Annotated in this window: 20 protein-coding genes and 1 tRNA gene; 6 read left to right on the top strand and 15 right to left on the bottom strand. The window is 56.2% G+C overall.

Going from position 1 to position 22,274, the window contains the following annotated elements:
- Window positions 1-14: 14 nt before the first annotated feature.
- The 4 genes from wzzE to trxA form a co-directional block, all read right to left on the bottom strand.
- Window positions 15-1,061 (bottom strand): ECA polysaccharide chain length modulation protein, encoded by a 1,047-nt coding sequence (gene wzzE, locus AB6V08_RS19520; protein WP_368544468.1) that lies wholly within the window; start codon window positions 1,059-1,061, stop codon window positions 15-17.
- A 12-nt stretch (window positions 1,062-1,073) separates the two neighbouring features.
- Window positions 1,074-2,177 carry a UDP-N-acetylglucosamine--undecaprenyl-phosphate N-acetylglucosaminephosphotransferase gene (gene wecA, locus AB6V08_RS19515; RefSeq protein ID WP_368544467.1) on the bottom strand — a complete coding sequence of 368 codons (1,104 nt, stop codon included), beginning with the start codon at window positions 2,175-2,177 and terminating at the stop codon, window positions 1,074-1,076.
- A 241-nt stretch (window positions 2,178-2,418) separates the two neighbouring features.
- The gene (gene rho / locus AB6V08_RS19510; protein ID WP_001054528.1) at window positions 2,419-3,678 is read right to left on the bottom strand and encodes a transcription termination factor Rho; all 1,260 of its coding nucleotides are present in this window, start codon (window positions 3,676-3,678) and stop codon (window positions 2,419-2,421) included.
- Window positions 3,679-4,018: 340 nt separating this feature from the next.
- A complete protein-coding gene (gene trxA, locus AB6V08_RS19505; protein WP_014072297.1) occupies window positions 4,019-4,348 on the bottom strand; it encodes a thioredoxin TrxA in 330 nt (109 codons plus the stop codon).
- A 144-nt stretch (window positions 4,349-4,492) separates the two neighbouring features.
- On the opposite strand from trxA, the gene rhlB reads away from it, so the two are divergent.
- Together rhlB and gppA are read left to right on the top strand one after the other, a co-directional pair.
- Window positions 4,493-5,761 carry an ATP-dependent RNA helicase RhlB gene (gene rhlB / locus AB6V08_RS19500; RefSeq protein WP_368544466.1) on the top strand — a complete coding sequence of 423 codons (1,269 nt, stop codon included), beginning with the start codon at window positions 4,493-4,495 and terminating at the stop codon, window positions 5,759-5,761.
- A gap of 5 nt (window positions 5,762-5,766) precedes the next feature.
- The gene (gene gppA, locus AB6V08_RS19495) at window positions 5,767-7,251 is read left to right on the top strand and encodes a guanosine-5'-triphosphate,3'-diphosphate diphosphatase (RefSeq protein ID WP_368544465.1); all 1,485 of its coding nucleotides are present in this window, start codon (window positions 5,767-5,769) and stop codon (window positions 7,249-7,251) included.
- A gap of 51 nt (window positions 7,252-7,302) precedes the next feature.
- On the opposite strand, the gene rep is transcribed toward gppA, so the two are convergent.
- Window positions 7,303-9,327, bottom strand: a complete 2,025-nt coding sequence (gene rep, locus AB6V08_RS19490; protein WP_368544464.1) for a DNA helicase Rep — start codon at window positions 9,325-9,327, stop codon at window positions 7,303-7,305.
- Window positions 9,328-9,412: 85 nt separating this feature from the next.
- Here rep and ppiC point away from each other — a divergent pair, with 85 nt between their 5' ends.
- The gene (gene ppiC, locus AB6V08_RS19485; protein WP_368544463.1) at window positions 9,413-9,694 is read left to right on the top strand and encodes a peptidylprolyl isomerase PpiC; all 282 of its coding nucleotides are present in this window, start codon (window positions 9,413-9,415) and stop codon (window positions 9,692-9,694) included.
- A gap of 89 nt (window positions 9,695-9,783) precedes the next feature.
- Here ppiC and ilvC read toward each other — a convergent pair whose 3' ends face one another.
- On the bottom strand, window positions 9,784-11,259 hold the full coding sequence (gene ilvC / locus AB6V08_RS19480; RefSeq protein WP_368544462.1) for a ketol-acid reductoisomerase: 1,476 nt from the start codon (window positions 11,257-11,259) through the stop codon (window positions 9,784-9,786).
- Between the two features lie 153 nt (window positions 11,260-11,412).
- On the opposite strand from ilvC, the gene ilvY reads away from it, so the two are divergent.
- Window positions 11,413-12,303 (top strand): HTH-type transcriptional activator IlvY, encoded by an 891-nt coding sequence (ilvY, locus tag AB6V08_RS19475; protein WP_368544461.1) that lies wholly within the window; start codon window positions 11,413-11,415, stop codon window positions 12,301-12,303.
- An 11-nt stretch (window positions 12,304-12,314) separates the two neighbouring features.
- Here ilvY and ilvA read toward each other — a convergent pair whose 3' ends face one another.
- From ilvA to ilvL, 7 genes are all read right to left on the bottom strand, one after another.
- Window positions 12,315-13,859 carry a threonine ammonia-lyase, biosynthetic gene (ilvA, locus tag AB6V08_RS19470; protein ID WP_368544460.1) on the bottom strand — a complete coding sequence of 515 codons (1,545 nt, stop codon included), beginning with the start codon at window positions 13,857-13,859 and terminating at the stop codon, window positions 12,315-12,317.
- A gap of 2 nt (window positions 13,860-13,861) precedes the next feature.
- Window positions 13,862-15,712, bottom strand: coding sequence for a dihydroxy-acid dehydratase (gene ilvD / locus AB6V08_RS19465; RefSeq protein WP_368544459.1), 1,851 nt, complete (start codon window positions 15,710-15,712; stop codon window positions 13,862-13,864).
- 60 nt (window positions 15,713-15,772) lie between these two features.
- Entirely contained in the window at window positions 15,773-16,702 is a 930-nt protein-coding gene (gene ilvE, locus AB6V08_RS19460) for a branched-chain-amino-acid transaminase (protein WP_368544458.1), read from the bottom strand.
- A gap of 18 nt (window positions 16,703-16,720) precedes the next feature.
- Window positions 16,721-16,984, bottom strand: a complete 264-nt coding sequence (gene ilvM, locus AB6V08_RS19455) for an acetolactate synthase 2 small subunit (RefSeq protein WP_234674738.1) — start codon at window positions 16,982-16,984, stop codon at window positions 16,721-16,723.
- Window positions 16,981-18,627 carry an acetolactate synthase 2 catalytic subunit gene (gene ilvG / locus AB6V08_RS19450; RefSeq protein ID WP_368544457.1) on the bottom strand — a complete coding sequence of 549 codons (1,647 nt, stop codon included), beginning with the start codon at window positions 18,625-18,627 and terminating at the stop codon, window positions 16,981-16,983. The genes ilvM and ilvG overlap by 4 nt, the downstream gene beginning before the upstream one ends.
- Window positions 18,628-18,629: 2 nt before the next feature.
- Window positions 18,630-18,680, bottom strand: coding sequence for a peptide IlvX (ilvX, locus tag AB6V08_RS19445; RefSeq protein ID WP_368544523.1), 51 nt, complete (start codon window positions 18,678-18,680; stop codon window positions 18,630-18,632).
- A gap of 86 nt (window positions 18,681-18,766) precedes the next feature.
- Complete coding sequence (gene ilvL, locus AB6V08_RS19440; protein WP_023620831.1) at window positions 18,767-18,865, bottom strand: ilv operon leader peptide; 99 nt, start codon at window positions 18,863-18,865, stop codon at window positions 18,767-18,769.
- A gap of 342 nt (window positions 18,866-19,207) precedes the next feature.
- Here ilvL and AB6V08_RS19435 point away from each other — a divergent pair, with 342 nt between their 5' ends.
- Window positions 19,208-20,728 (top strand): YifB family Mg chelatase-like AAA ATPase, encoded by a 1,521-nt coding sequence (locus tag AB6V08_RS19435; protein WP_368544456.1) that lies wholly within the window; start codon window positions 19,208-19,210, stop codon window positions 20,726-20,728.
- Window positions 20,729-20,757: 29 nt separating this feature from the next.
- Here the strand turns inward: AB6V08_RS19435 and AB6V08_RS19430 are convergent, their stop codons facing one another.
- Window positions 20,758-21,096 carry a DUF413 domain-containing protein gene (locus AB6V08_RS19430; RefSeq protein ID WP_368544455.1) on the bottom strand — a complete coding sequence of 113 codons (339 nt, stop codon included), beginning with the start codon at window positions 21,094-21,096 and terminating at the stop codon, window positions 20,758-20,760.
- 118 nt (window positions 21,097-21,214) lie between these two features.
- Between AB6V08_RS19430 and hdfR the strand changes: the two genes are divergently transcribed.
- Entirely contained in the window at window positions 21,215-22,036 is an 822-nt protein-coding gene (hdfR, locus tag AB6V08_RS19425) for an HTH-type transcriptional regulator HdfR (protein ID WP_368544454.1), read from the top strand.
- Between the two features lie 98 nt (window positions 22,037-22,134).
- Here hdfR and AB6V08_RS19420 read toward each other — a convergent pair.
- Window positions 22,135-22,210: transfer RNA gene (locus AB6V08_RS19420), tRNA-Trp, on the bottom strand.
- Window positions 22,211-22,274: the final 64 nt, after the last annotated feature.

The raw sequence follows: 22,274 nt of genomic DNA, 5'->3' as shown, positions 1-22,274 counted from the left end.
CGTGGACGGCCTTTTTAGTTTACGCGGCGACGTGTTAACGCCACGCCTGCGCCAGTCAGCGCACCGACAATTCCCCACATAATCATCAGGAACGCACGGCGTGGGCTATCGCGTTTTACAGGTTCTTCCGGCGTGCGCAAATAACGATAGGTCTGAAAACGTGGATCCAGAGTCGGACCGACGTTCAGGGTGTTCAGCATCGCGCGGTTTTGATCGTAGTCGAGGTCAAACTCCGGGCCTACCGCCTGCTGGTTTTCCAGACGCGCCTGCAGCATTGGACGACCCAGCAGGAACATCTCGGAATCCGGCAGCTCATCCGCCGGCACGTCAGTTTCGCTGCGGGAGATATTGCTCTGCTCGGCAATCTTCAGCGCCTGCTCAATATTATGTACGCGGCGGGCGAAAATGGCTTTTGCCACCTCTTCCTGACGCTTAACCTGCGCTTTCATCTGGATGGTACGCGCCGCCCATGCGCCTTTCAGCTCGTCATTAAGATGACTGGCCGCACGCTGGCTGGCGAAAGCCACGTACTGACGCAGCAGGTTGTTGGCATCCGGCGCGGTTTCAGCAATAAGCTTCACGTTGTCGTTAACGTTGCGCAGCGCGTCGCCTGGCGTGAACTGAATGTTGTTAATCAGGTCATCGAGCAGGGCGGCGTCGACTTTGCTGTTGCCGACCATGCGCTGCTTGTAGTAATCGGTCTGGGACCAGAAATCGCGACGGGTATCCCAGGACGCCAGCTGCATCACAAACTCTCGGTAGGCATCGTCCATGACGGAAGCCTGGTCTGGTGAAGCCAGGTTCGCTTTGATATCCAGGTTACGCAGGAACTGCTGCTGGGAGTAGAACCCGCCGAGCATGTTAACCGTTGGTCTGTCGGTGATCGCGGTTGCGCTCCACTCCTGTTTCGCAAAGAAGGTGTAAGCAAGCGCGATTAGCGCGAACGCAATTGCAACGCCCGCAATCCACAGTTTGCCCGCCCATAAAACGCGGAACAAGCCACGTATATCCAGCTCATTCTCGGTCATCTCTGATTTAGCTCCCGCCAACGGTTGAGTCATCACGATCCCAGTTTATTTAGTTAAAGTTGGATTATTACCACTGTTTCGACGCATCCTGCGCTTAACACGTTTAATGAAACGCGCGACTTTCCATGCGCGTTTAATGCAGTAGCCGTACAGAGAAAACGCTAGCAAGAACAATACCAACATTACCCATTCAGGGATAAAGTGGGCATATTCAGACGCTACGCCAATCCCCGCAAGAATAGCAGCCGCCAGCGTAATCAGCACAAACGCCTGACGGGAAGTGAAGCCTGCTCGCATGATCAAATGATGAATGTGCTGACGGTCGGCAGAGAAAGGACTCATCCCCTTACGCAGACGGCGATACATAATCGCCACCATGTCCATGAGCGGAATGGCGATAATCCACAACGCCGTCACAGGGCTTATCGGGTGCGTTTTACCCTGCGTGGTTTCCAGCAAAATCCAGATGATGGTGAAGCCAATCAGCGTACTGCCCGCGTCGCCCATAAAGACTTTATAGCGACGGCCCAGCGCGCCGAGGTTCAGCAGAATATAAGGCAGGATGGCGGCAATCATGGCGAAACACCACATGGCGAGGCTGTACTGACCGTCGAACCATAAAATGATGCCGATTGCCGCGAACGACACGCAGGAGAGCCCGCCCAGCAGGCCGTCGATACCGTCGACCATATTGAAAGCGTTAATGGCGACCCACACGGCGAAAAGCGTGAGGAAATAGCCGAACGGCCCGAGCACCATCTCCCAGGGGCCAAAAATATAGCCGAGGCTGCTCAAATGCAGTTTGGCCGCCACCATCATGGCGATACCGACGGCGGCCTGCACAAAAGCACGAATTTTGACGCTGATGTCGTAGCGATCGTCGAGCGCGCCCACCACAACCAAAACGGTGGCGCAGATAAGATAGAGCCTGACGTGGGGAATGTAGTAATCCGCGATCGTGAAAGCGAAGCAGATTCCTGCGAAAACGGAGATGCCGCCTACAAGTGGGATCATTCCTTGATGGCGTTTACGAAAGTTGGGTTTATCCACTAACCCCAGATATTTTGCCACCTTGCGCGCAAGAAACAAAAAGCATGTGGTAAACAAAAAAATACTGGTTAGCTCAGTAAACGTATCGAGTAGGTTCACAATGGATGTTCTCAACAAATGTCAGTCAAGGAAGTATAACCATGATGGCGCTTAGTCAGAAGGCATAAAGCAAACCTCTTCCCACTTCATTTGTTTATTATTCAAGCTATTAATGTTTTTACTGTGCGAATAATCTTATTGTCGCACCGAAAGGTCAAAATTGGGAGTCTGTGGTAATAACGTATAGCCCATAAAACGAAAACGCCACGTAAAAACGTGGCGTTTGCTGGCGTAATTTGCGTTACGAGCGTTTCATCATGTCGAAGAAATCGTCGTTAGTTTTGGTCATCGCCAGTTTATTAATGAGGAATTCCATTGCGTCGATTTCGCCCATTGGGTGAATGATTTTGCGCAGGATCCACATTTTCTGCAGCTCTTCCTGAGTGGTGAGCAGCTCTTCTTTACGGGTACCGGAACGGTTGTAGTCGATAGCCGGGAAGACGCGTTTTTCAGCGATTTTACGAGAGAGGTGCAGTTCCATGTTGCCTGTACCTTTGAACTCTTCGTAAATAACTTCGTCCATCTTGGAACCGGTGTCGATAAGCGCGGTAGCAATGATGGTCAGGCTGCCGCCCTCTTCCACGTTACGTGCCGCACCGAAGAAACGCTTCGGACGGTGCAGGGCGTTGGCGTCAACACCACCGGTCAGGACTTTACCGGAAGCCGGAACAACGGTGTTGTAAGCACGCGCCAGACGGGTGATGGAGTCGAGCAGGATGATAACGTCTTTCTTGTGTTCAACCAGACGTTTCGCTTTCTCGATAACCATTTCAGCAACCTGAACGTGGCGAGATGCAGGTTCGTCGAAGGTAGAAGCCACAACTTCACCTTTAACCAGACGCTGCATCTCGGTCACTTCTTCCGGACGTTCGTCGATCAGCAGTACCATCAGTACGCAGTCTGGGTGGTTGTAAGCAATGCTCTGCGCGATGTTCTGCAGCAGCATGGTTTTACCCGCTTTTGGCGGTGCCACAATCAGACCACGCTGACCACGACCAATCGGAGAAGCCAGATCCAGAACGCGAGCAGTTAAGTCTTCAGTAGACCCGTTACCACGCTCCATGCGCAGGCGAGAGTTCGCGTGCAGCGGCGTTAAGTTCTCAAACAGGATCTTGTTGCGCGAGTTTTCTGGTTTGTCGTAGTTAACTTCGTTAACTTTCAACAGCGCAAAGTAGCGTTCACCCTCTTTAGGAGGACGAATCTTACCTGAAATGGTGTCACCAGTGCGGAGGTTGAAACGGCGGATTTGGCTAGGGGATACGTAGATGTCGTCGGGGCCGGCGAGGTAGGAGCTGTCTGCTGAGCGGAGGAAACCAAATCCGTCTTGCAGTATCTCCAGCACACCGTCGCCAAAGATATCTTCGCCACTCTTAGCGTGCTGCTTCAGGATGGCGAAAATGATGTCCTGCTTGCGCATACGAGCCTGGTTTTCCAGCCCCATATTTTCGCCGAGAGTGATCAGCTCAGAAACCGGCGTATTCTTTAATTCGGTAAGATTCATAATGGTGTGGGTTCTTAAACTCGGGGTGATTCTCGAACTTAATGTTGTGAATGGTATGGCAGGGTCATCCATGCCTGTTTAGCGGCCATCAACTCATGTCTGTTCGCTGTCTGGTCACAGGGAAAGAACGCAGAACTGAAACGACAAGACGGATTGAGTGACAAGCCCGGAATTTAGCGACTTCACGCACTGTCTTTATCAACAACGGGAAGTATCGGGTAAAGCAAGATTCAAACAACAGATATGTTTAAAACGAAGTCACAAGTAACTTAGCACGACTAAAGCCGGGCGTCCAGAGATCCACATCATTTAGGCGCTCTGGACGCGCAGCGGAGAAACCTTACGCCAGGTTAGCGTCCAGGAACTCTTTCAGTTGACCTTTGGACAGTGCGCCCACTTTGGTCGCCGCCACTTCGCCGCCTTTGAACAGCAGCAGGGTCGGGATGCCACGGATGCCGTATTTTGGCGCGGTACCCGGGTTCTGGTCGATGTTCAGCTTGGCAACGGTCAGTTTGCCCTGATATTCGTCAGCGATCTCATCCAGAATCGGGGCGATCATTTTGCAAGGACCACACCATTCAGCCCAGAAATCGACGAGGATCAGCCCGTCAGCTTTAAGTACGTCCGTGTCAAAACTGTCGTCAGTCAGGTGAATAATTTTATCGCTCATATATAACTCCACAGGAATAAGCCTGGTGCGTTGGTTTCGCGTCAATCAACGACGTGTTGATGTAGCATTAACCAACTAAAGGTTGACTTTATTTCACCGGATACGCTTTCGTAAAGCAATAGTAAGCTGATATTCTACCACACTATGAGCAAAACACATTTAACAGAACAGAAGTTTTCCGACTTCGCCCTGCACCCAAAGGTGATCGAAGCCCTTGAAAATAAAGGGTTTCATAACTGCACGCCCATTCAGGCCCTCGCACTGCCGCTGACGCTGGCAGGCCGCGATGTTGCAGGGCAGGCGCAAACCGGTACTGGCAAAACGATGGCGTTCTTAACGTCAACGTTTCATTATTTACTTTCTCATCCAGCGATTGCTGACCGCAAAGTTAACCAGCCGCGCGCGCTAATTATGGCCCCGACGCGAGAACTGGCGGTACAGATCCATGCAGACGCTGAACCCCTGGCACAGGCCACTGGTCTGAAGCTCGGACTGGCCTATGGCGGCGACGGTTACGACAAGCAGCTGAAAGTGCTTGAAAGCGGCGTTGATATCCTGATCGGCACCACGGGCCGTCTTATCGACTACGCAAAACAGAACCACATTAACCTCGGCGCTATCCAGGTTGTCGTCCTGGATGAAGCAGACCGTATGTACGATCTGGGCTTCATCAAAGATATTCGCTGGCTGTTCCGCCGTATGCCTCCGGCAAATCAGCGCCTCAACATGCTGTTCTCTGCAACCCTCTCCTACCGCGTTCGCGAACTGGCGTTCGAACAGATGAACAACGCCGAATATGTCGAAGTTGAACCCGAGCAGAAAACCGGTCACCGCATTAAAGAAGAACTCTTCTACCCATCTAATGAAGAGAAAATGCGCCTGCTGCAAACGCTTATCGAAGAAGAGTGGCCGGATCGCGCCATCATCTTCGCCAACACCAAGCACCGCTGTGAAGATATCTGGGGTCACCTGGCCGCAGACGGACACCGCGTTGGCCTGCTGACCGGCGATGTGGCGCAGAAGAAACGCCTGCGTATTCTCGAAGAATTCACCCGTGGCGACCTGGATATTCTGGTCGCGACCGACGTTGCTGCGCGCGGCCTGCATATTCCTGCCGTTACGCACGTCTTTAACTACGATCTGCCGGATGACTGCGAAGATTACGTCCACCGTATCGGTCGTACCGGTCGTGCAGGCGCAAGCGGACACTCAATCAGCCTGGCGTGCGAAGAGTACGCGCTGAACCTGCCGGCGATTGAAACCTATATCGGTCACTCGATTCCGCAGAGTAAGTACAATCCGGAAGCGCTGTTAAGCGAACTGCCACCGCCTAAGCGCCTTACTCGCGCTCGTTCCGGCAATGGCCCGCGCCGTTCCGGTGGTGCACCGCGTAATCGTCGTCGTTCAGGTTAAATAATATGCTCAGTTCCACCTCGCTTTATGCGGCAATTGATCTCGGTTCCAATAGTTTTCATATGCTGGTTGTGCGCGAGGTGGCGGGAAGCATACAAACGCTGACGCGTATTAAGCGCAAGGTCCGCCTGGCGGCGGGCCTGAGCAGCGACAACCACCTCTCCCCCGAAGCCATGGAACGTGGCTGGCAGTGCTTACGACTCTTTGCCGAACGTTTGCAGGATATTCCCCATAATCAAATCCGCGTTGTTGCCACGGCGACGCTGCGTCTGGCCGTTAATGCCGTTGATTTCATTGCCAAAGCGCAGGAAATCCTGGGCTGCCCGGTGCAGGTCATCAGCGGCGAAGAAGAAGCGCGTCTGATTTATCAGGGCGTGGCGCACACCACCGGGGGTGACGATCGCCGTCTGGTGGTGGATATCGGCGGAGCCAGTACCGAACTCGTGACCGGCACGGGCGCGCAGGCCACCTCGCTGTTTAGCCTGTCGATGGGCTGCGTCACCTGGCTTGAGCGCTATTTCACCGACAGGAATCTCGCCAAAGAGAATTTCGACGAGGCCGAGAAAGCGGCGCGCGACGTGCTGCGCCCGGTCATGGAGGAGCTGCGCTATCACGGCTGGAAAGTCTGCGTTGGCGCCTCGGGCACCGTTCAGGCATTGCAGGAAATCATGATGGCACAGGGGATGGACGAGCGCATCACGCTGGCCAAACTCCAGCAGCTTAAGCAGCGCGCCATTCAGTGCGGTCGTCTTGAAGAGCTTGAAATTGAAGGCCTGACGCTCGAGCGCGCGCTGGTCTTCCCAAGCGGTCTCGCCATTCTTATCGCCATTTTCACCGAGCTGAACATTCAGTGCATGACCCTCGCGGGCGGCGCCCTGCGCGAAGGGCTGGTCTACGGGATGCTGCATCTGTCGGTCGATCAGGATATCCGCAGCCGCACGCTGCGTAACGTCCAGCGCCGCTTTATGGTGGATACCGATCAGGCCCAGCGCGTCGCGCAACTGGCTTCACTGTTTGCCGATCAGGTGCTGGGAAGCTGGGATCTGGAGCCGCTGAGCCGCGATCTTCTGCTGAGCGCCTGCGCACTGCACGAAGTGGGTTTGAGCATTGATTTCAAACAGGCGCCTGCCCACGCCGCGTACCTGGTACGCAATCTTGATCTGCCGGGCTTTACTCCGGCGCAGAAAAAGCTGCTGGCGACGCTGCTGTTGAACCAGACCAGCGCCGTCGATCTCTCGTCGCTCCACCAGCAAAACGCCGTACCGCCGCGCGTTGCGGAGCACCTGTGCCGTCTGCTGCGCCTGGCGATCCTGTTTGCCAGCCGCCGCCGTGACGATTTGCTGCCGACCATGAACCTGGTGGCAGACGATGAAAAGCTGGTGCTGACGCTGCCGGAGAAATGGCTGGACTGCCACCCGCTGGGGGCGGAACTTATCGATCAGGAGTGCCAGTGGCAGAGCTATGTCCACTGGGTGCTCGAAGTGAAGTAATACCCTGAACATCGCCGGGCGGCGGCTTCGCCTTACCCGGCCAACAAATCATTATCCTTTCTCTTTGGCCTTCGCCAGCATGGCGCGAATGTTCGCCACGTTGGCCTGGCCTTTGTGCATCCGTTCTTCCGCCGTAATCACTTTGCGCTCCTGCTCCCAGATCAGATCGTCCTGCGGGAGCTCCAGCAGGAAGCGGCTCGGCTCCGGGCGCACCAGCTCGCCATACTGACGGCGCTCTTTGCACAGCGTGAAGATCAGCTCCTTCTGCGCGCGGGTAATGCCCACGTAGGCCAGACGGCGCTCTTCTTCAACATTGTCTTCATCGATGCTGCTCTGGTGCGGCAGCAAGCCCTCTTCCATGCCCACCAGATAGACGTAAGGGAACTCCAGCCCCTTCGACGCATGAAGGGTCATCAGCTGAACCTGATCGGCCTCTTCCTCACTTTCACCGCGCTCCATCATGTCGCGCAGCGTAAAGCGGGTGACCACCTGCGTCAGGGTCATTGGCTCGTCAATCTCAGAGCCTTCCAGCATTTCGGTCATCCAGCTAAACAGCTGGTTGACGTTTTTCATGCGCATCTCCGCCGCTTTCGGGCTGGCGGAGGTTTCGTAGAGCCAGGATTCGTAGTCGATGCCGTGGATAAGATCGCGCACGGCGGCCACCGGCTCGCGCTCGGCAAGGCGCTGCACTTCGCCCAGCCAGTGGGTGAAGCGGGTTAACGACTCGTAGCCGCGCCCGGTCAGGCTCTGGCTTAACCCCATATCGAAGCTGGCGGTAAACAGGCTTTTGTTGCGCGTCATCGCCCATTCGCCCAGCTTCTGCAGCGTCGCCGGGCCAATCTCACGTTTCGGGGTGTTGACGATACGCAGGAACGCGCTGTCGTCATCCGGGTTGGTGAGCACGCGCAGATAGGCCAGCAGATCTTTTATCTCGGGGCGCGAGAAGAACGACGTGCCGCCGGATATTTTGTACGGGATGCGGTTTTGCATCAGCATCTTTTCAAAGACGCGGGACTGGTGGTTGCCGCGATAGAGGATCGCGTAATCCTTATATTCGGTTTTGTTGACGAAGTGGTGAGCGATCAGCTCCCCCGTCACGCGCTCCGCCTCGTGCTCTTCGTTATTGGCACTCAGCACTTTCAGCTCCGCGCCGTAGCCCAGCTCGGAGAACAGGCGCTTTTCGAAAACGTGCGGGTTGTTGGCGATCAGGATGTTCGCCGCTTTCAGGATACGCCCGGACGAACGGTAGTTCTGTTCCAGCTTAATCACCTGCAGTGCCGGGAAATCTTTGCTCAGCAGCACCAGGTTTTGCGGTCGCGCGCCGCGCCAGGAGTAGATCGACTGGTCATCGTCCCCCACCACGGTGAAGCGCGCGCGTTGCCCCACCAGCAGCTTAACCAGCTCGTACTGGCTGGTGTTGGTGTCCTGGTATTCATCCACCAGCAGATAGCGGATTTTGTTCTGCCAGCGCTCGCGCACCTCTTCATTGCGCTGCAGGAGCAGCGTGGGCAGCAGGATCAGGTCGTCGAAGTCCAGCACGTTGCAGGCTTTCATGTGCGCATCGTACAGGCCGTAGCAGTGGGCGAAGATCCGGTCGCGCTCGCCTTTAGCGCTCGCCGCCGCCTGGGCAGGCGTCATCAGATCGTTTTTCCAGTTGGAGATCGTCGAGATCAGCTGCTGCAGCAGAACTTTGTCATCTTCAATCAGCCCCTCGGTCAGCTCCTTGAGCAGCGCCACCTGGTCGGTGTCATCGAAAAGCGAGAAGTTGGACTTCATCCCCAGCGCCGCGTATTCGCGTTTAATGATATCCAGCCCCAGGGTGTGGAAGGTGGAGATCATCAGCCCGCGCGCCTCTTTGCGCCCCAGCGTCTGGCCAACGCGCTCCTTCATTTCGCGCGCCGCCTTGTTGGTAAAGGTCACCGCCGCGATGTGGCGAGCCTGATAGCCGCAGCCGCGGATCAGGTGGGCGATTTTATTGGTGATCACGCGGGTTTTGCCGGATCCAGCCCCCGCCAGCACCAGACAGGGTCCGGTGACAAATTCGACGGCTTGTTGTTGTCCGGGGTTTAAACGCATAAATGATCACTCAATGAAAGTCAGGAGGGGAGAATAACAGCGTGGTAGTATAGCGAGCCTAATCCATACCACTCAAGGCACGATCATGGCAAAAACAGCAGCAGCTCTGCATATCCTTGTTAAAGAAGAGAAACTGGCTCTGGATCTTCTGGAGCAGATTAAAAACGGTGCCGATTTCGGCAAACTGGCGAAGAAGCACTCTATTTGTCCGTCAGGCAAACGCGGCGGTGATTTAGGCGAATTCCGCCAGGGCCAGATGGTGCCAGCGTTCGATAAACTGGTCTTCTCCTGCCCGGTGCTGGAGCCAGTCGGCCCGCTGCACACCCAGTTCGGCTACCACGTCGTTAAGGTGCTGTACCGCAAATAAACAACAGGGCCTTCCCGAAGAGAAGGCCCTGGATGTTTCTCCCTCTCCCTGTGGGAGAGGGCCGGTGTGAGGGCATCAGCCCGCGCTGATTAACCCGCTACCGCGATACGCTTCATATCCGTCATGTAGCCACGCAGTTTCTGACCAATTTTCTCGATCTCATGGCTACGAATGGCGTCGTTCACATCGCGCAGCTGCGCGTTATCAACCGCACCTTCCGCAATCGCCTTGCCCAGATCGCCCGGCTGCAGAGTCGTCATGAACTCTTTCAGCAGCGGTACGCACGCATAAGAGAACAGGTAGTTACCGTATTCTGCGGTATCAGAGATAACCACGTTCATTTCGTACAGACGCTTACGGGCGATGGTGTTCGCGATCAGCGGCAGCTCGTGCAGTGATTCATAGTACGCAGACTCTTCGATGATGCCGGAATCCACCATGGTTTCGAAGGCCAGCTCAACGCCCGCTTTCACCATCGCGATCATCAGCACGCCCTTATCGAAGTACTCCTGCTCGCTGATTTTACCGTCGTACTGCGCGGCGGTTTCGAACGCGGTTTTGCCGGTCTCTTCGCGCCAGGTCAGCAGTTTTTTATCGTCGTTCGCCCAGTCCGCCATCATGCCGGAAGAGAACTCACCGGAGATGATGTCGTCCATGTGTTTCTGGAACAGCGGCGCCATGATGGTTTTCAGCTGTTCAGACAGCGCATACGCACGCAGTTTAGCCGGGTTGGACAGGCGGTCCATCATCAGCGTAATACCACCCTGCTTCAGCGCTTCGGTGATGGTTTCCCAGCCGAACTGAATCAGTTTTTCTGCGTATGCCGGGTCGGTGCCTTCTTCCACCAGCTTGTCGAAGCACAGCAAAGAACCGGCCTGCAGCATACCGCACAGGATAGTCTGCTCGCCCATCAGGTCAGATTTCACTTCGGCAACGAAGGAAGATTCCAGAACGCCCGCACGGTGGCCGCCGGTTGCCGCAGCCCAAGCTTTAGCGATTGCCATGCCTTCACCTTTTGGATCGTTTTCCGGGTGAACGGCGATCAGCGTCGGCACGCCGAAGCCACGCTTGTACTCTTCACGCACTTCGGTACCCGGGCATTTCGGCGCCACCATTACCACGGTGATGTCTTTACGAATTTGCTCGCCCACTTCAACGATGTTGAAGCCGTGGGAGTAACCCAGCGCCGCGCCGTCTTTCATCAGCGGCTGTACGGAGCGCACAACGTCGGAGTGCTGCTTGTCTGGCGTCAGGTTAACCACCAGATCCGCCTGTGGGATCAGCTCTTCGTAGGTGCCTACTTTGAAGCCGTTTTCGGTCGCTTTGCGCCAGGACGCACGCTTCTCGGCGATCGCTTCTTTACGCAAGGCATAAGCGATATCCAGGCCGGAGTCGCGCATGTTCAGCCCCTGGTTCAGGCCCTGTGCGCCGCAGCCGACGATGACCACTTTTTTACCCTGAAGGTAGCTCGCGCCATCGGCAAATTCGTCGCGCGCCATGAAGCGGCATTTGCCCAGCTGCGCCAGCTGCTGGCGCAAGTTCAGTGTATTAAAGTAGTTAGCCATGATGGACTCCGTGATGTTGTGTTGTGGTGCTTATTGTTCGGTTCGCATATGCGAGAATGAACTTACTATATGACAGGAAATTTATTGCGGAAATTGATATATTCACAACGTCACGTTGCAATTTCTGCAATGTAAAAAGAGAGAGTTGAATCGGTGGATTTACGCGATCTGAAATTGTTCCTGCATCTGGCGGAAAGCCGCCACTTTGGTCGCAGCGCGCGCGCCATGCACGTCAGCCCTTCCACGCTCTCACGCCAGATCCAGCGTCTGGAAGAAGACCTCGGTCAGCCGCTGTTTGTGCGCGATAACCGCACCGTGACGCTCACCGAAGCGGGCGAGGAGCTGCGCGTCTTTGCCCAGCAGACGCTGTTGCAGTATCAGCAATTGCGCCACACCATCGACCAGCAGGGGCCGTCCCTCTCCGGCGAGCTGCATATCTTTTGTTCCGTCACCGCCGCCTATAGCCACCTGCCGCCCATCCTCGACCGCTTTCGCGCGGAGCATCCCTCGGTTGAAATCAAGCTCACCACCGGCGATGCCGCCGACGCGATGGAAAAAGTGGTGACGGGCGAAGCGGATCTGGCGATTGCCGGCAAGCCGGAAACGCTGCCGGGCGCGGTGGCGTTCTCGATGCTGGAAAATCTGGCGGTGGTGCTGATCGCGCCGGCGCTGCCCTGCCCGGTACGTAACCAGGTTTCCGTGGAAAAGCCCGACTGGTCAACGGTGCCGTTTATCATGGCCGATCAGGGGCCGGTGCGCCGCCGCATCGAGCTGTGGTTCCGCCGCCACAAAATCAGCAACCCGTCGATTTACGCCACGGTCGGCGGCCACGAGGCGATGGTGTCGATGGTGGCGCTCGGCTGCGGCGTTGCGCTGCTACCGGAGGTGGTGCTGGAAAACAGCCCGGAACCGGTGCGCAACCGCGTGATGATTCTGGAGCGCAGCGACGAAAAAACGCCGTTTGAGCTTGGCGTGTGCGCACAAAAAAAGCGGCTGCATGAGCCGCTTATTGATGCGTTCTGGAATTTACTGCCTGGCCATTAACCTTATCCGGCCTACCCCGCCAGGAAGAACCGGAACGCCGGGTTGTGGGTCTCATCGTGACACTCGTAGCCCAGCTCGTTGAGCCGGGTTTCGAAATCCGGCTCGTGCTCGCCCAGCTCAAACGCCGCCAGCACACGACCGTAGTCCGTACCGTGGCTGCGGTAGTGGAACAGGGAGATGTTCCAGTGCGTCCCGAGCGTATGCAGGAACTTGAGCAGCGCGCCCGGCGATTCCGGGAACTCGAAGCTGAACAGGCGTTCCTGTAACGGCTTCGACGGACGCCCGCCGACCATGTAGCGAACGTGCAGCTTCGCCATTTCATCGTCAGAGAGATCGACCACGCTGTAACCGCCTTCGTGCAGCAGGCTGAGGATCTCTTTGCGCTCGTCCAGACCGCGGCTTAGGCGCACGCCGACAAAAATGCAGGCGTCTTTGGCATCCGCAAAGCGGTAGTTGAACTCGGTAACCGAGCGGCCGCCCAGCAGCTGGCAGAACTTGAGGAAGCTGCCCTTCTCTTCCGGAATGGTCACCGCCAGCAGCGCTTCACGCTGTTCACCCAGCTCGCAGCGCTCGGAAACGTAGCGCAGGCCGTGGAAGTTGACGTTCGCGCCCGACAGCACGTGCGCCAGACGTTCGCCGCGAATATTGTGCTGGGCGATGTATTTCTTCATCCCCGCCAGCGCCAGCGCGCCCGACGGCTCCGCAACGGCGCGAACATCCTCGAACAGATCTTTCATCGCCGCGCAGATAGCGTCGCTATCAACCGTAACGATATCGTCGAGATACTCCTGACACAGGCGGAAGGTTTCGTCGCCAATGCGCTTAACCGCCACGCCCTCGGCAAACAGCCCGACGCGCGGTAAATCCACCGGATGCCCGGCGTCCAGCGCCGCCTTCAGGCAGGCGGAGTCTTCCGCCTCAACGGCGATGACTTTGATTTGCGGCATCAGCTGTTTGATCAGCACCGCCACGCCAGCGGCCAGCCCGCCGCCGCCGACCGGCACGAACACGCGATCGAGATGCGCATCCTGCTGGAGCAGTTCGAGCGCCAGCGTGCCTTGCCCCGCAATCACCATCGGATGATCGAACGGCGGCACCCAGGTGAACCCCTGCTGCTGCGCCAGCTCAATGGCTTTGGCTTTCGCTTCGTCAAAGTTTGCGCCGTGGAGCAGCACTTCGCCGCCGAAGCCACGCACCGCATCCACTTTGATATCCGCCGTCGCAACGGGCATCACGATCAGCGCTTTCAGCCCTAAGCGAGCAGACGAGAACGCCACGCCCTGGGCGTGGTTGCCCGCAGAGGCGGTAATTACCCCGCGCGCTTTCTGCTCGTCGGTCAGCCCGGCCATCATCGCGTAAGCGCCGCGCAGCTTAAAGCTGTGTACCGGCTGGCGGTCTTCGCGCTTCACCAGGATCACGTTGTCGAGGCGCGAAGAGAGCTTTTCCATTTTTTGCAGCGGCGTCACCTGCACGGCCTCATAGACCGGCGCGCGCAGTACCGCCCGCAGATATTCCGCCCCCTCAGGGGCGGCGGATAAGGGTTGTGACTCGGCCATCATTAGCCCCCAAGTTTAGATTTATCGCGCACCGCGCCTTTATCCGCACTGGTGGCAAGGCTCGCGTAGGCACGCAGAGCGAAGGAGACTTCACGCTGGCGATCTTTCGGCGTCCAGGCTTTATCGCCGCGCGCTTCCTGAGCTTCACGACGGGCAGCGATCTCCTGGTCGCTCAGCTTGAGCTGAATGCCGCGATTTGGAATGTCGATTTCGATCAGGTCGCCATCTTCGATGATGGCGATGTTGCCGCCGCTCGCCGCTTCCGGAGAGACGTGGCCGATGGAGAGGCCGGACGTACCGCCGGAGAAACGACCGTCGGTGATCAGCGCGCAGGCTTTGCCGAGGCCCATCGATTTCAGGAAGGTGGTTGGGTAGAGCATCTCCTGCATACCCGGGCCGCCTTTCGGCCCTTCGTAGCGGATCACCACCACATCGCCTTCCACCACTTTGCCGCCGAGGATCGCTTCTACCGCGTCGTCCTGGCTTTCATACACTTTTGCCGGACCGGTAAACTTCAGGATGCTGTCGTCCACGCCTGCGGTTTTAACGATACAGCCGTTTTCAGCGAAGTTACCGTACAGCACCGCCAGACCGCCGTCTTTGCTGTACGCATTTTCCAGCGAGCGGATGCAGCCTTCGGCGCGATCGTCATCCAGCGTATCCCAGCGGCAATCCTGCGAGAACGCCTGGGTAGTACGAATACCCGCCGGGCCCGCGCGGAACATGTTCTTCACCGCTTCGTCTTGGGTGAGCATCACGTCGTATTTATCAAGCGACTCCGGCAGGGTCAGACCGAGGACGTTTTTCACCTCGCGGTTCAGCAGCCCGGCGCGATCCAGCTCGCCAAGAATACCGATAACGCCACCGGCGCGGTGAACGTCTTCCATGTGGTACTTCTGGGTGCTCGGCGCGACTTTACACAGCTGCGGCACCTTGCGGGACAGCTTGTCGATATCGCTCATGGTGAAGTCGATTTCCGCTTCCTGCGCGGCAGCCAGCAGGTGCAGAACGGTGTTGGTGGAGCCACCCATGGCGATATCCAGGGTCATGGCGTTTTCAAAGGCGGCTTTGCTGGCAATGCTGCGCGGCAGCGCGCTGGCATCGTCCTGCTCGTAATAGCGCTTGGTCAGCTCAACGATGCGCTTGCCGGCGTTAAGGAACAGCTGCTTACGGTCGGCGTGGGTCGCCAGCAGGGAGCCGTTGCCCGGCTGCGACAGACCGAGCGCTTCGGTCAGGCAGTTCATGGAGTTGGCGGTGAACATACCGGAGCAGGAACCACAGGTTGGACACGCGGAACGTTCCACCTGGTCGCTTTGCGCGTCGGACACTTTCGGGTCGGCGCCCTGGATCATCGCATCGACCAGGTCGAGCTTGATGATTTTGTCGGAGAGCTTGGTTTTACCCGCTTCCATTGGGCCGCCGGAGACGAAGATCACCGGAATGTTCAGGCGCAGGGAAGCCATCAGCATCCCCGGGGTGATTTTGTCGCAGTTGGAGATACAGACCATCGCATCGGCACAGTGGGCGTTAACCATGTACTCAACGGAGTCGGCGATCAGCTCGCGTGACGGCAGTGAATAAAGCATGCCCCCGTGACCCATCGCGATGCCATCATCGACAGCAATGGTGTTGAACTCTTTCGCCACGCCGCCGGACGCTTCGATTTGCTCAGCGACCAGTTTACCCAGATCGCGCAGATGCACGTGGCCCGGAACGAACTGGGTGAAGGAGTTGACCACCGCAATAATTGGCTTGCCGAAATCGGCGTCGGTCATCCCGGTGGCGCGCCACAGCGCGCGGGCACCCGCCATATTACGGCCGTGGGTGGTAGTGGCGGAACGATACTTAGGCATGGCTTATTTACTCCCGTCTATCTCGCAAATGGGACGGTGCGTGCCGTCCCATATTTATACTTAGTGATTAACCTGATCCAACCAGCCGTACTTGTCTTCGGTTTCGCCGGTGAAGAGGCCGAAGAAGGCTTGCTGAATACGTTTCGTGATTGGGCCACAGCGCCCTTCACCCACCTGAATGCCGTCTACGCTACGCACTGGCGTGATCTCAGCCGCGGTGCCGGACATGAACACTTCATCGGCAAGGTAGAGCGATTCGCGGGACAGTACCTGCTCGCGCACTTCGATACCCAGATCTTTCGCCAGCTTGATGATGGCGTCACGGGTAATGCCCGGCAGCGCAGAAGAGGTAAACGGCGGCGTGAACAGAATGCCATCCTTCACTTCAAACAGGTTTTCACCCGCGCCTTCGGAGATATAGCCATTCACGTCCAGGGCGATACCTTCCTGATAACCATGACGACGCGCTTCGCTGCCAACCAGCAGAGAAGAGAGGTAGTTACCGCCCGCTTTCGCCGCCGTTGGGATGGTGTTTGGCGCCACGCGGTTCCAGGAAGAAACCATTGCGTCGATCCCCTGATCCAGTGCTTCCGCACCCAGGTAAGCGCCCCACGGGAACGCGGCAATGATCACATCGGTGGTATAACCGGCTGGCGGGTTCACGCCCATCCCCACATCACCCACAAACACCAGCGGACGAATATAGGCGCTGGTCAGGTTGTTCTTGCGGATCACCTCGCGGCACGCTTCCATCAGCTCATCAACGCTCTGAGATACCGGGAAACGATAAATTTTGGCTGAATCATGCAGACGCTGCATGTGTTCGCGATGGCGGAACACCACTGGCCCTTTGTGAGAATCGTAGCAGCGAATACCTTCAAACACGGAAGTACCGTAGTGCAGCGCATGGGACATGACGTGGACTTTCGCGTCCTCCCAACGAACCATCTCACCGTTGAACCAAATGTAATCAGCTTTTTTCGTCGTCATTTTTTCTTCCTGTCGCGCTTAGGCACGGATTTGTTGTGATGTGGTTGTGCTCTGGCAGATGGCAACATGTGCAACGTCTACCAGTTTATTTAACTGACTAAACAGTAAGTCGACCGGCCGAGGGCTGGCAACGGTTAATTCGATATTGATGTTTTGGGCGTCAGTGGCTGTCTCCATATTCATAGAGCAAATTTGAAAACCACGATGACGAACCACGCGCAAAACGCGTTCTAACGTTTCCGGATTGAAGCGAGCCTGCACGGCGACCTGATGATGCATCATGATAATTTCTCCAGCATTTGTGAGTTACTGGCACCTGGCGGTACCAATGGCCAGACGTTCTCAAGCTCGTCGATTGAGACATGAAGCAGGTAAGGCCCTTCGCTTGACAGCATGGTGTCGAGAGCCGCTTCAACCTGGTCTTTACGGGTAATGTGCTGGCCAGGGATACCAAATGCGCTGGCCAGAACGAGGAAATCGGGGTTATCGGTCAGGGTTGTTTCGCTATAGCGTTCCTGGAAGAACAGCTGCTGCCACTGGCGCACCATTCCCAGACGCTGGTTATCGAGCAACACGATTTTCAGCGGCAGCTGCTTGCGCTTCACGGTGCCCAGCTCCTGAACGTTCATCATGAACGAGCCGTCACCGGAGATGCAGATGACGGTGTCGTTCGGGCGAGCCACCTGCGCGCCCACGGCCGCAGGCAGGCCAAAGCCCATCGTCCCTAAGCCGCTGGAGGTAATGAAGTTTTCCGGGCGGGTGTAGGTCATATGCTGTGCCGACCACATCTGGTGCTGACCAACATCGGTCGTCACCACGCAATCCGCCGGTTTGCGGTCGGAGAGCTGCTTTAACAGCAGCGGCGCGTAGATGGATTCGCCCGGATGGTCGTAGCGCCAGGCGTGCTCAACGCGCATATCCGCGGCGTGCTGGCGCCATTCATTGATGTCCACAGGCTGCTGCAAAGCAGGCAACAGAGCGTTCAGATCGCCCTGCAGCGCAACGTGTACCTGACGCAGCTTGTTCATTTCCGCCGGGTCGATATCCATGTGGATGACTTTGGCATTCGGCGCGAAGGTGTTCAGCTTGCCGGTCACGCGGTCGTCGAAGCGAGCGCCAACGGCAATCAGCAAATCACACTCCTGAACGGCGAGGTTTGCCGCTTTGGTGCCGTGCATCCCCAGCATGCCCAGATAGTACGGGTAGTCAGCGTCCACCGCGCCCAGCCCTTTCAGGGTGCAGGTCGCAGGCATTTGCGTGACGGCGATAAACTCGCGCAGCGCCGGAACCGCCTGCGCCATCCCCACGCCGCCGCCGACGTAGAGCATCGGTTTTTGCGCTTCGGCAAGCATCTGCCGCGCCGCTTCCACTTCCGCATGAGGGAAAGCGTCAGCGTTTTCGACGGTGGAGAAATGCGGCTCCAGATCGCCCATTGCCACCTGGATATCTTTGGGAATATCAACCAGAACGGGGCCAGGACGGCCAGAGTTTGCGACTTCGAACGCTTCTGCCATCACGCGCGGCAGCTCTTCGAGGGACTGAACGAGGAAGCTGTGCTTGGTGCAGGCCAGCGACAAGCCGAGCACGTCCACTTCCTGGAACGCATCGGTACCGATGAACGGCGAAGCGACCTGGCCGGTGATGGCAACAACGGGCACGGAGTCGAGCAGCGCATCGGCCAGACCGGTGATCAGGTTGGTCGCACCCGGGCCAGACGTTGCCATGCAAACGCCGGTTTTTCCGGTAGAACGCGCATAGCCTATCGCCGCCATCGCTGCGCCCTGCTCGTGTCGGCACAAGAGGTGTTCCACGCCGCCGTCATACAGTGCATCGTAAATCGGCATAATTGCGCCCCCCGGATAACCGAAGACAGTTTCGACTCCCTGTGCGCGCAACGCATGTACAACCCACTGTGCCCCATTCATAGTTAGTTCCCCGTCATAAATCGGGAGAAACAGAATTTTGTGCTACTGGCCATTCTCTGCTCCTCGTTTTAGTTTTTTAGTCATAAAAAAACCCCCGGACCTTTCGGTGCGGGGGTCTTAGTTCGTTAAGGCTTGATTTTTAAGCCTTTCCTCGTCCAAGTGCAGCCCCGCACGGTGGGATAATAATCACCACCACGCTAATCACGACCAGGCTAATCACTAGTAGAAGGGCTGTCATTGTCAGTTCTTTTGGCATCTTGTTCGAAGGAATGCCTAAAGAGTTATCACAGTTTTTAAACCAAACACAAGATTTTTTTATGACGCGGATGTTTAGCCTGCGAATGATTTTTCTAAAAATCATTGTTTTATATGAGGAAAATAGAAAATGAATATTTTTCATTTTTTTACAGCCGCTAAAACAGGCCAAACGAGGCTTTTTCACGCTTTGCGACGCCGCTTCCGGGGTTATGCAACGTTTACATTGCGCGCCTAAAAAACGGGAAAAGGCCTCGTAAATCGTTAAAAAAGCACTCATCCGCCAACTTCTGCGATGGCATAGTCAGAGGACAAGGAGGTACGCATGTCACTGTCTGTTGTCTACACCCGCGCCGCGATTGGGGTAAAGGCGCCGCTGATTTCGGTTGAGGTTCATCTGAGTAATGGACTGCCGGGGCTCACGCTCGTAGGGCTACCTGAGACCACGGTAAAAGAGGCGAGAGATCGGGTGCGCAGCGCGATCATCAATAGCGGTTATACCTTCCCCGCAAAGAAGATCACGATCAATCTCGCTCCGGCTGACTTGCCCAAAGAAGGTGGGCGATATGATTTACCTATCGCAATTGCGCTTCTCGCCGCCTCAGAGCAGCTGAACACCACGAGGCTAGGCTCGTACGAGTTCGTCGGTGAACTCGCGCTCACAGGCGCATTAAGAGGCGTTCCCGGCGCGATCTCAGGTGCACTGGAAGCCATAAGTGCCGGGAGACAAATCATTGTGGCAAATGAAAATTCTCCCGAAGTAAGCCTCATAGCGGAAAAAGGGTGCCTGATTGCGGGCCACCTGCAGGAGGTCTGTGCCTATCTTGAAGGACGGCATGAGCTTGAAGAACCGCTTGAGGCTGACGTTATTTTGCCGGATAGCCAGGACGACCTCCGCGATATTATCGGCCAGGAGCAGGGTAAGAGAGCCTTAGAGATCACTGCCGCAGGTGGGCATAACCTGCTGCTGATTGGCCCACCGGGTACGGGCAAAACCATGCTGGCCAGTCGGCTAAACGGCCTGCTGCCGCCCTTGAATAATCGAGAGGCGCTGGAAAGCGCCGCTATTTTCAGCCTCGTCAGCTCAACGTCGCTGCATAAGCAGTGGCGGCGTCGGCCTTTTCGTTCGCCGCACCACAGCGCCTCGCTCACCGCCATGGTCGGCGGAGGGAGCATACCCGCTCCCGGTGAAATTTCGCTGGCGCACAACGGCATACTCTTTCTTGATGAATTGCCTGAGTTTGAAAGGCGCGTGCTGGATGCGCTGCGGGAGCCTATTGAGTCAGGGCAGATTCATATCTCTCGCACGCGCGCCAAAATTAGCTACCCGGCAAGGTTTCAGCTCGTTGCCGCCATGAATCCCAGCCCAACGGGTCATTATCAGGGCAATCATAACCGCTGCTCGCCCGAGCAGACGCTGCGCTACCTTGGGAAGCTTTCCGGCCCTTTTCTCGACCGGTTCGATTTATCCCTGGAGATCCCCCTTCCGCCGCCGGGCCTGCTCAGCCAGAACAATGGACAGGGAACATCCTCAGTAGAGGTGCGTGAACGGGTCATCAAAGCCCAGGGGAAACAGTACAAGCGCCAGAGCAAACTCAATGCACATCTTGATAATGCTGAGATTCGACAATTCTGCCGGCTGGAAGACGGAGATGCCGTTTGGCTTGAGGAAACGCTGGCAAGGTTCGGACTTTCAATACGGGCGTGGCAGCGTTTGTTGAAAGTTTCCAGAACGATTGCTGATATTGAAGGCTGTCCGGGAATTGAAAGGCGACACCTGCAAGAGGCTCTTAGCTATCGCGCCATAGATCGCTTGCTGCTGCATCTGCAAAAGATGCTGGCGTAAAAAAGGGGCCTTAGCCCCTTTCTTCATCTTTAGTCGTCAGACTCGGTATAGTCTTCAGCACCTTCCATCTGCGGCTTACCACCGGACAGAGTATGGAAACGCTTAGGACGCTTAATACGCGCCATATACTTCACCCATACACGTTCAGCTTCAGATACCGGCTCACGCTCGCCACGGCAAACGGCAACAAACTGTTTTTCGTCTTCCGTTTCTGGTTCACGTTTCCCCAGATCCAACTCGTTAAAGGCATAACCATGACGCTCAAGCAGTTGTGCCTCTTTGATGGTGAAGTCACCATGGCGAGAGAACCCGCGTGGATAATTTTTATTGTCGAAAAAACGATTCATCGTCGTAAAGCTTTCCGCCATCCTACACGCTCCTAATTCTTTGGCCGAGCTATTTATGGCGCGGAGTATTAGTTACGCTTGACAGAGTGTAAAACAAAACATTTAAATCATAACGACAAATAATTTTGCGGAGAAAGATGTGGATACGGAATTGCTAAAAACTTTCCTTGAAGTGAGCAGGACGCGCCACTTCGGGCGAGCAGCGGAAGCCCTTTACCTGACGCAGTCAGCGGTTAGTTTTCGTATTCGCCAGCTGGAAAATCAGCTGGGTGTGAATCTTTTTACCCGTCATCGCAACAATATTCGCTTAACCCCTGCCGGTGAGAAGCTCTTGCCCTACGCAGAAACCCTGATGAATACCTGGCAAGCTGCGCGTAAAGAGGTGGCGCATACCTCAAGGCACAACGAGTTTTCGATAGGGGCCAGCTCATCGCTTTGGGAATGTATGCTCAGTCAATGGCTTACGCGCCTGTACCGCTCGCACAGCCATCTGCAGTTTGAGGCGAGGATTGCGCAACGCCAGTCTTTGGTTAAGCAATTGCATGAAAGACAGCTGGATCTGCTGATCACGACAGAGGCCCCCAAAATGGACGAATTTAGCAGCCAGATCGTTGGGCAGTTCAGCCTTGGCCTTTATGCCGCAGAGCCTTCAGCCATGAAGGCCGATCTTAATTATCTGCGCCTGGAATGGGGCCCTGATTTCCAGCAGCACGAGGTCGGATTGATCGCCAGTGATGATGTTCCTCAGTTGACGACAAGCTCAGCGGAGATTGCCTGCCAGCAGCTTTCTTCCCTGAAAGGTTGCACCTGGCTACCTACCCGCTGGGCGGATAGCAAGCCTGATTTGCACACTGTTACCGACTCCACAACGCTTTCAAGACCGCTCTACGCAATCTGGTTGCAGAACAGCGACAAGCAATCACAGATAAAAGATCTGCTTAAAATCAGCATGTTGGATTGATACTCATCACCCGCAAGGACGCGGGTAGCTATTTTGAGTGGGGAAAATCGCCAAATTTCAGGCAAAAAAAATCCTTTGCCGAAGCAAAGGATTATATATGGCAGGGGCGGAGAGACTCGAACTCGCGACACCCGGTTTTGGAGACCGGTGCTCTACCAACTGAGCTACGCCCCTAAATTTTCTTGCCATTAAGCCTGCTTGTTGAGCAGGCTTAATGTCTTAATAAGTGGCGGAACGG

This window comes from Enterobacter soli, assembly GCF_964208575.1.
GTDB lineage: Bacteria > Pseudomonadota > Gammaproteobacteria > Enterobacterales > Enterobacteriaceae > Enterobacter > Enterobacter soli_A.
The sequence above is the reverse complement of the archived record's forward strand: the minus strand, read 5'-3'. Positions and strand labels throughout refer to the sequence as shown.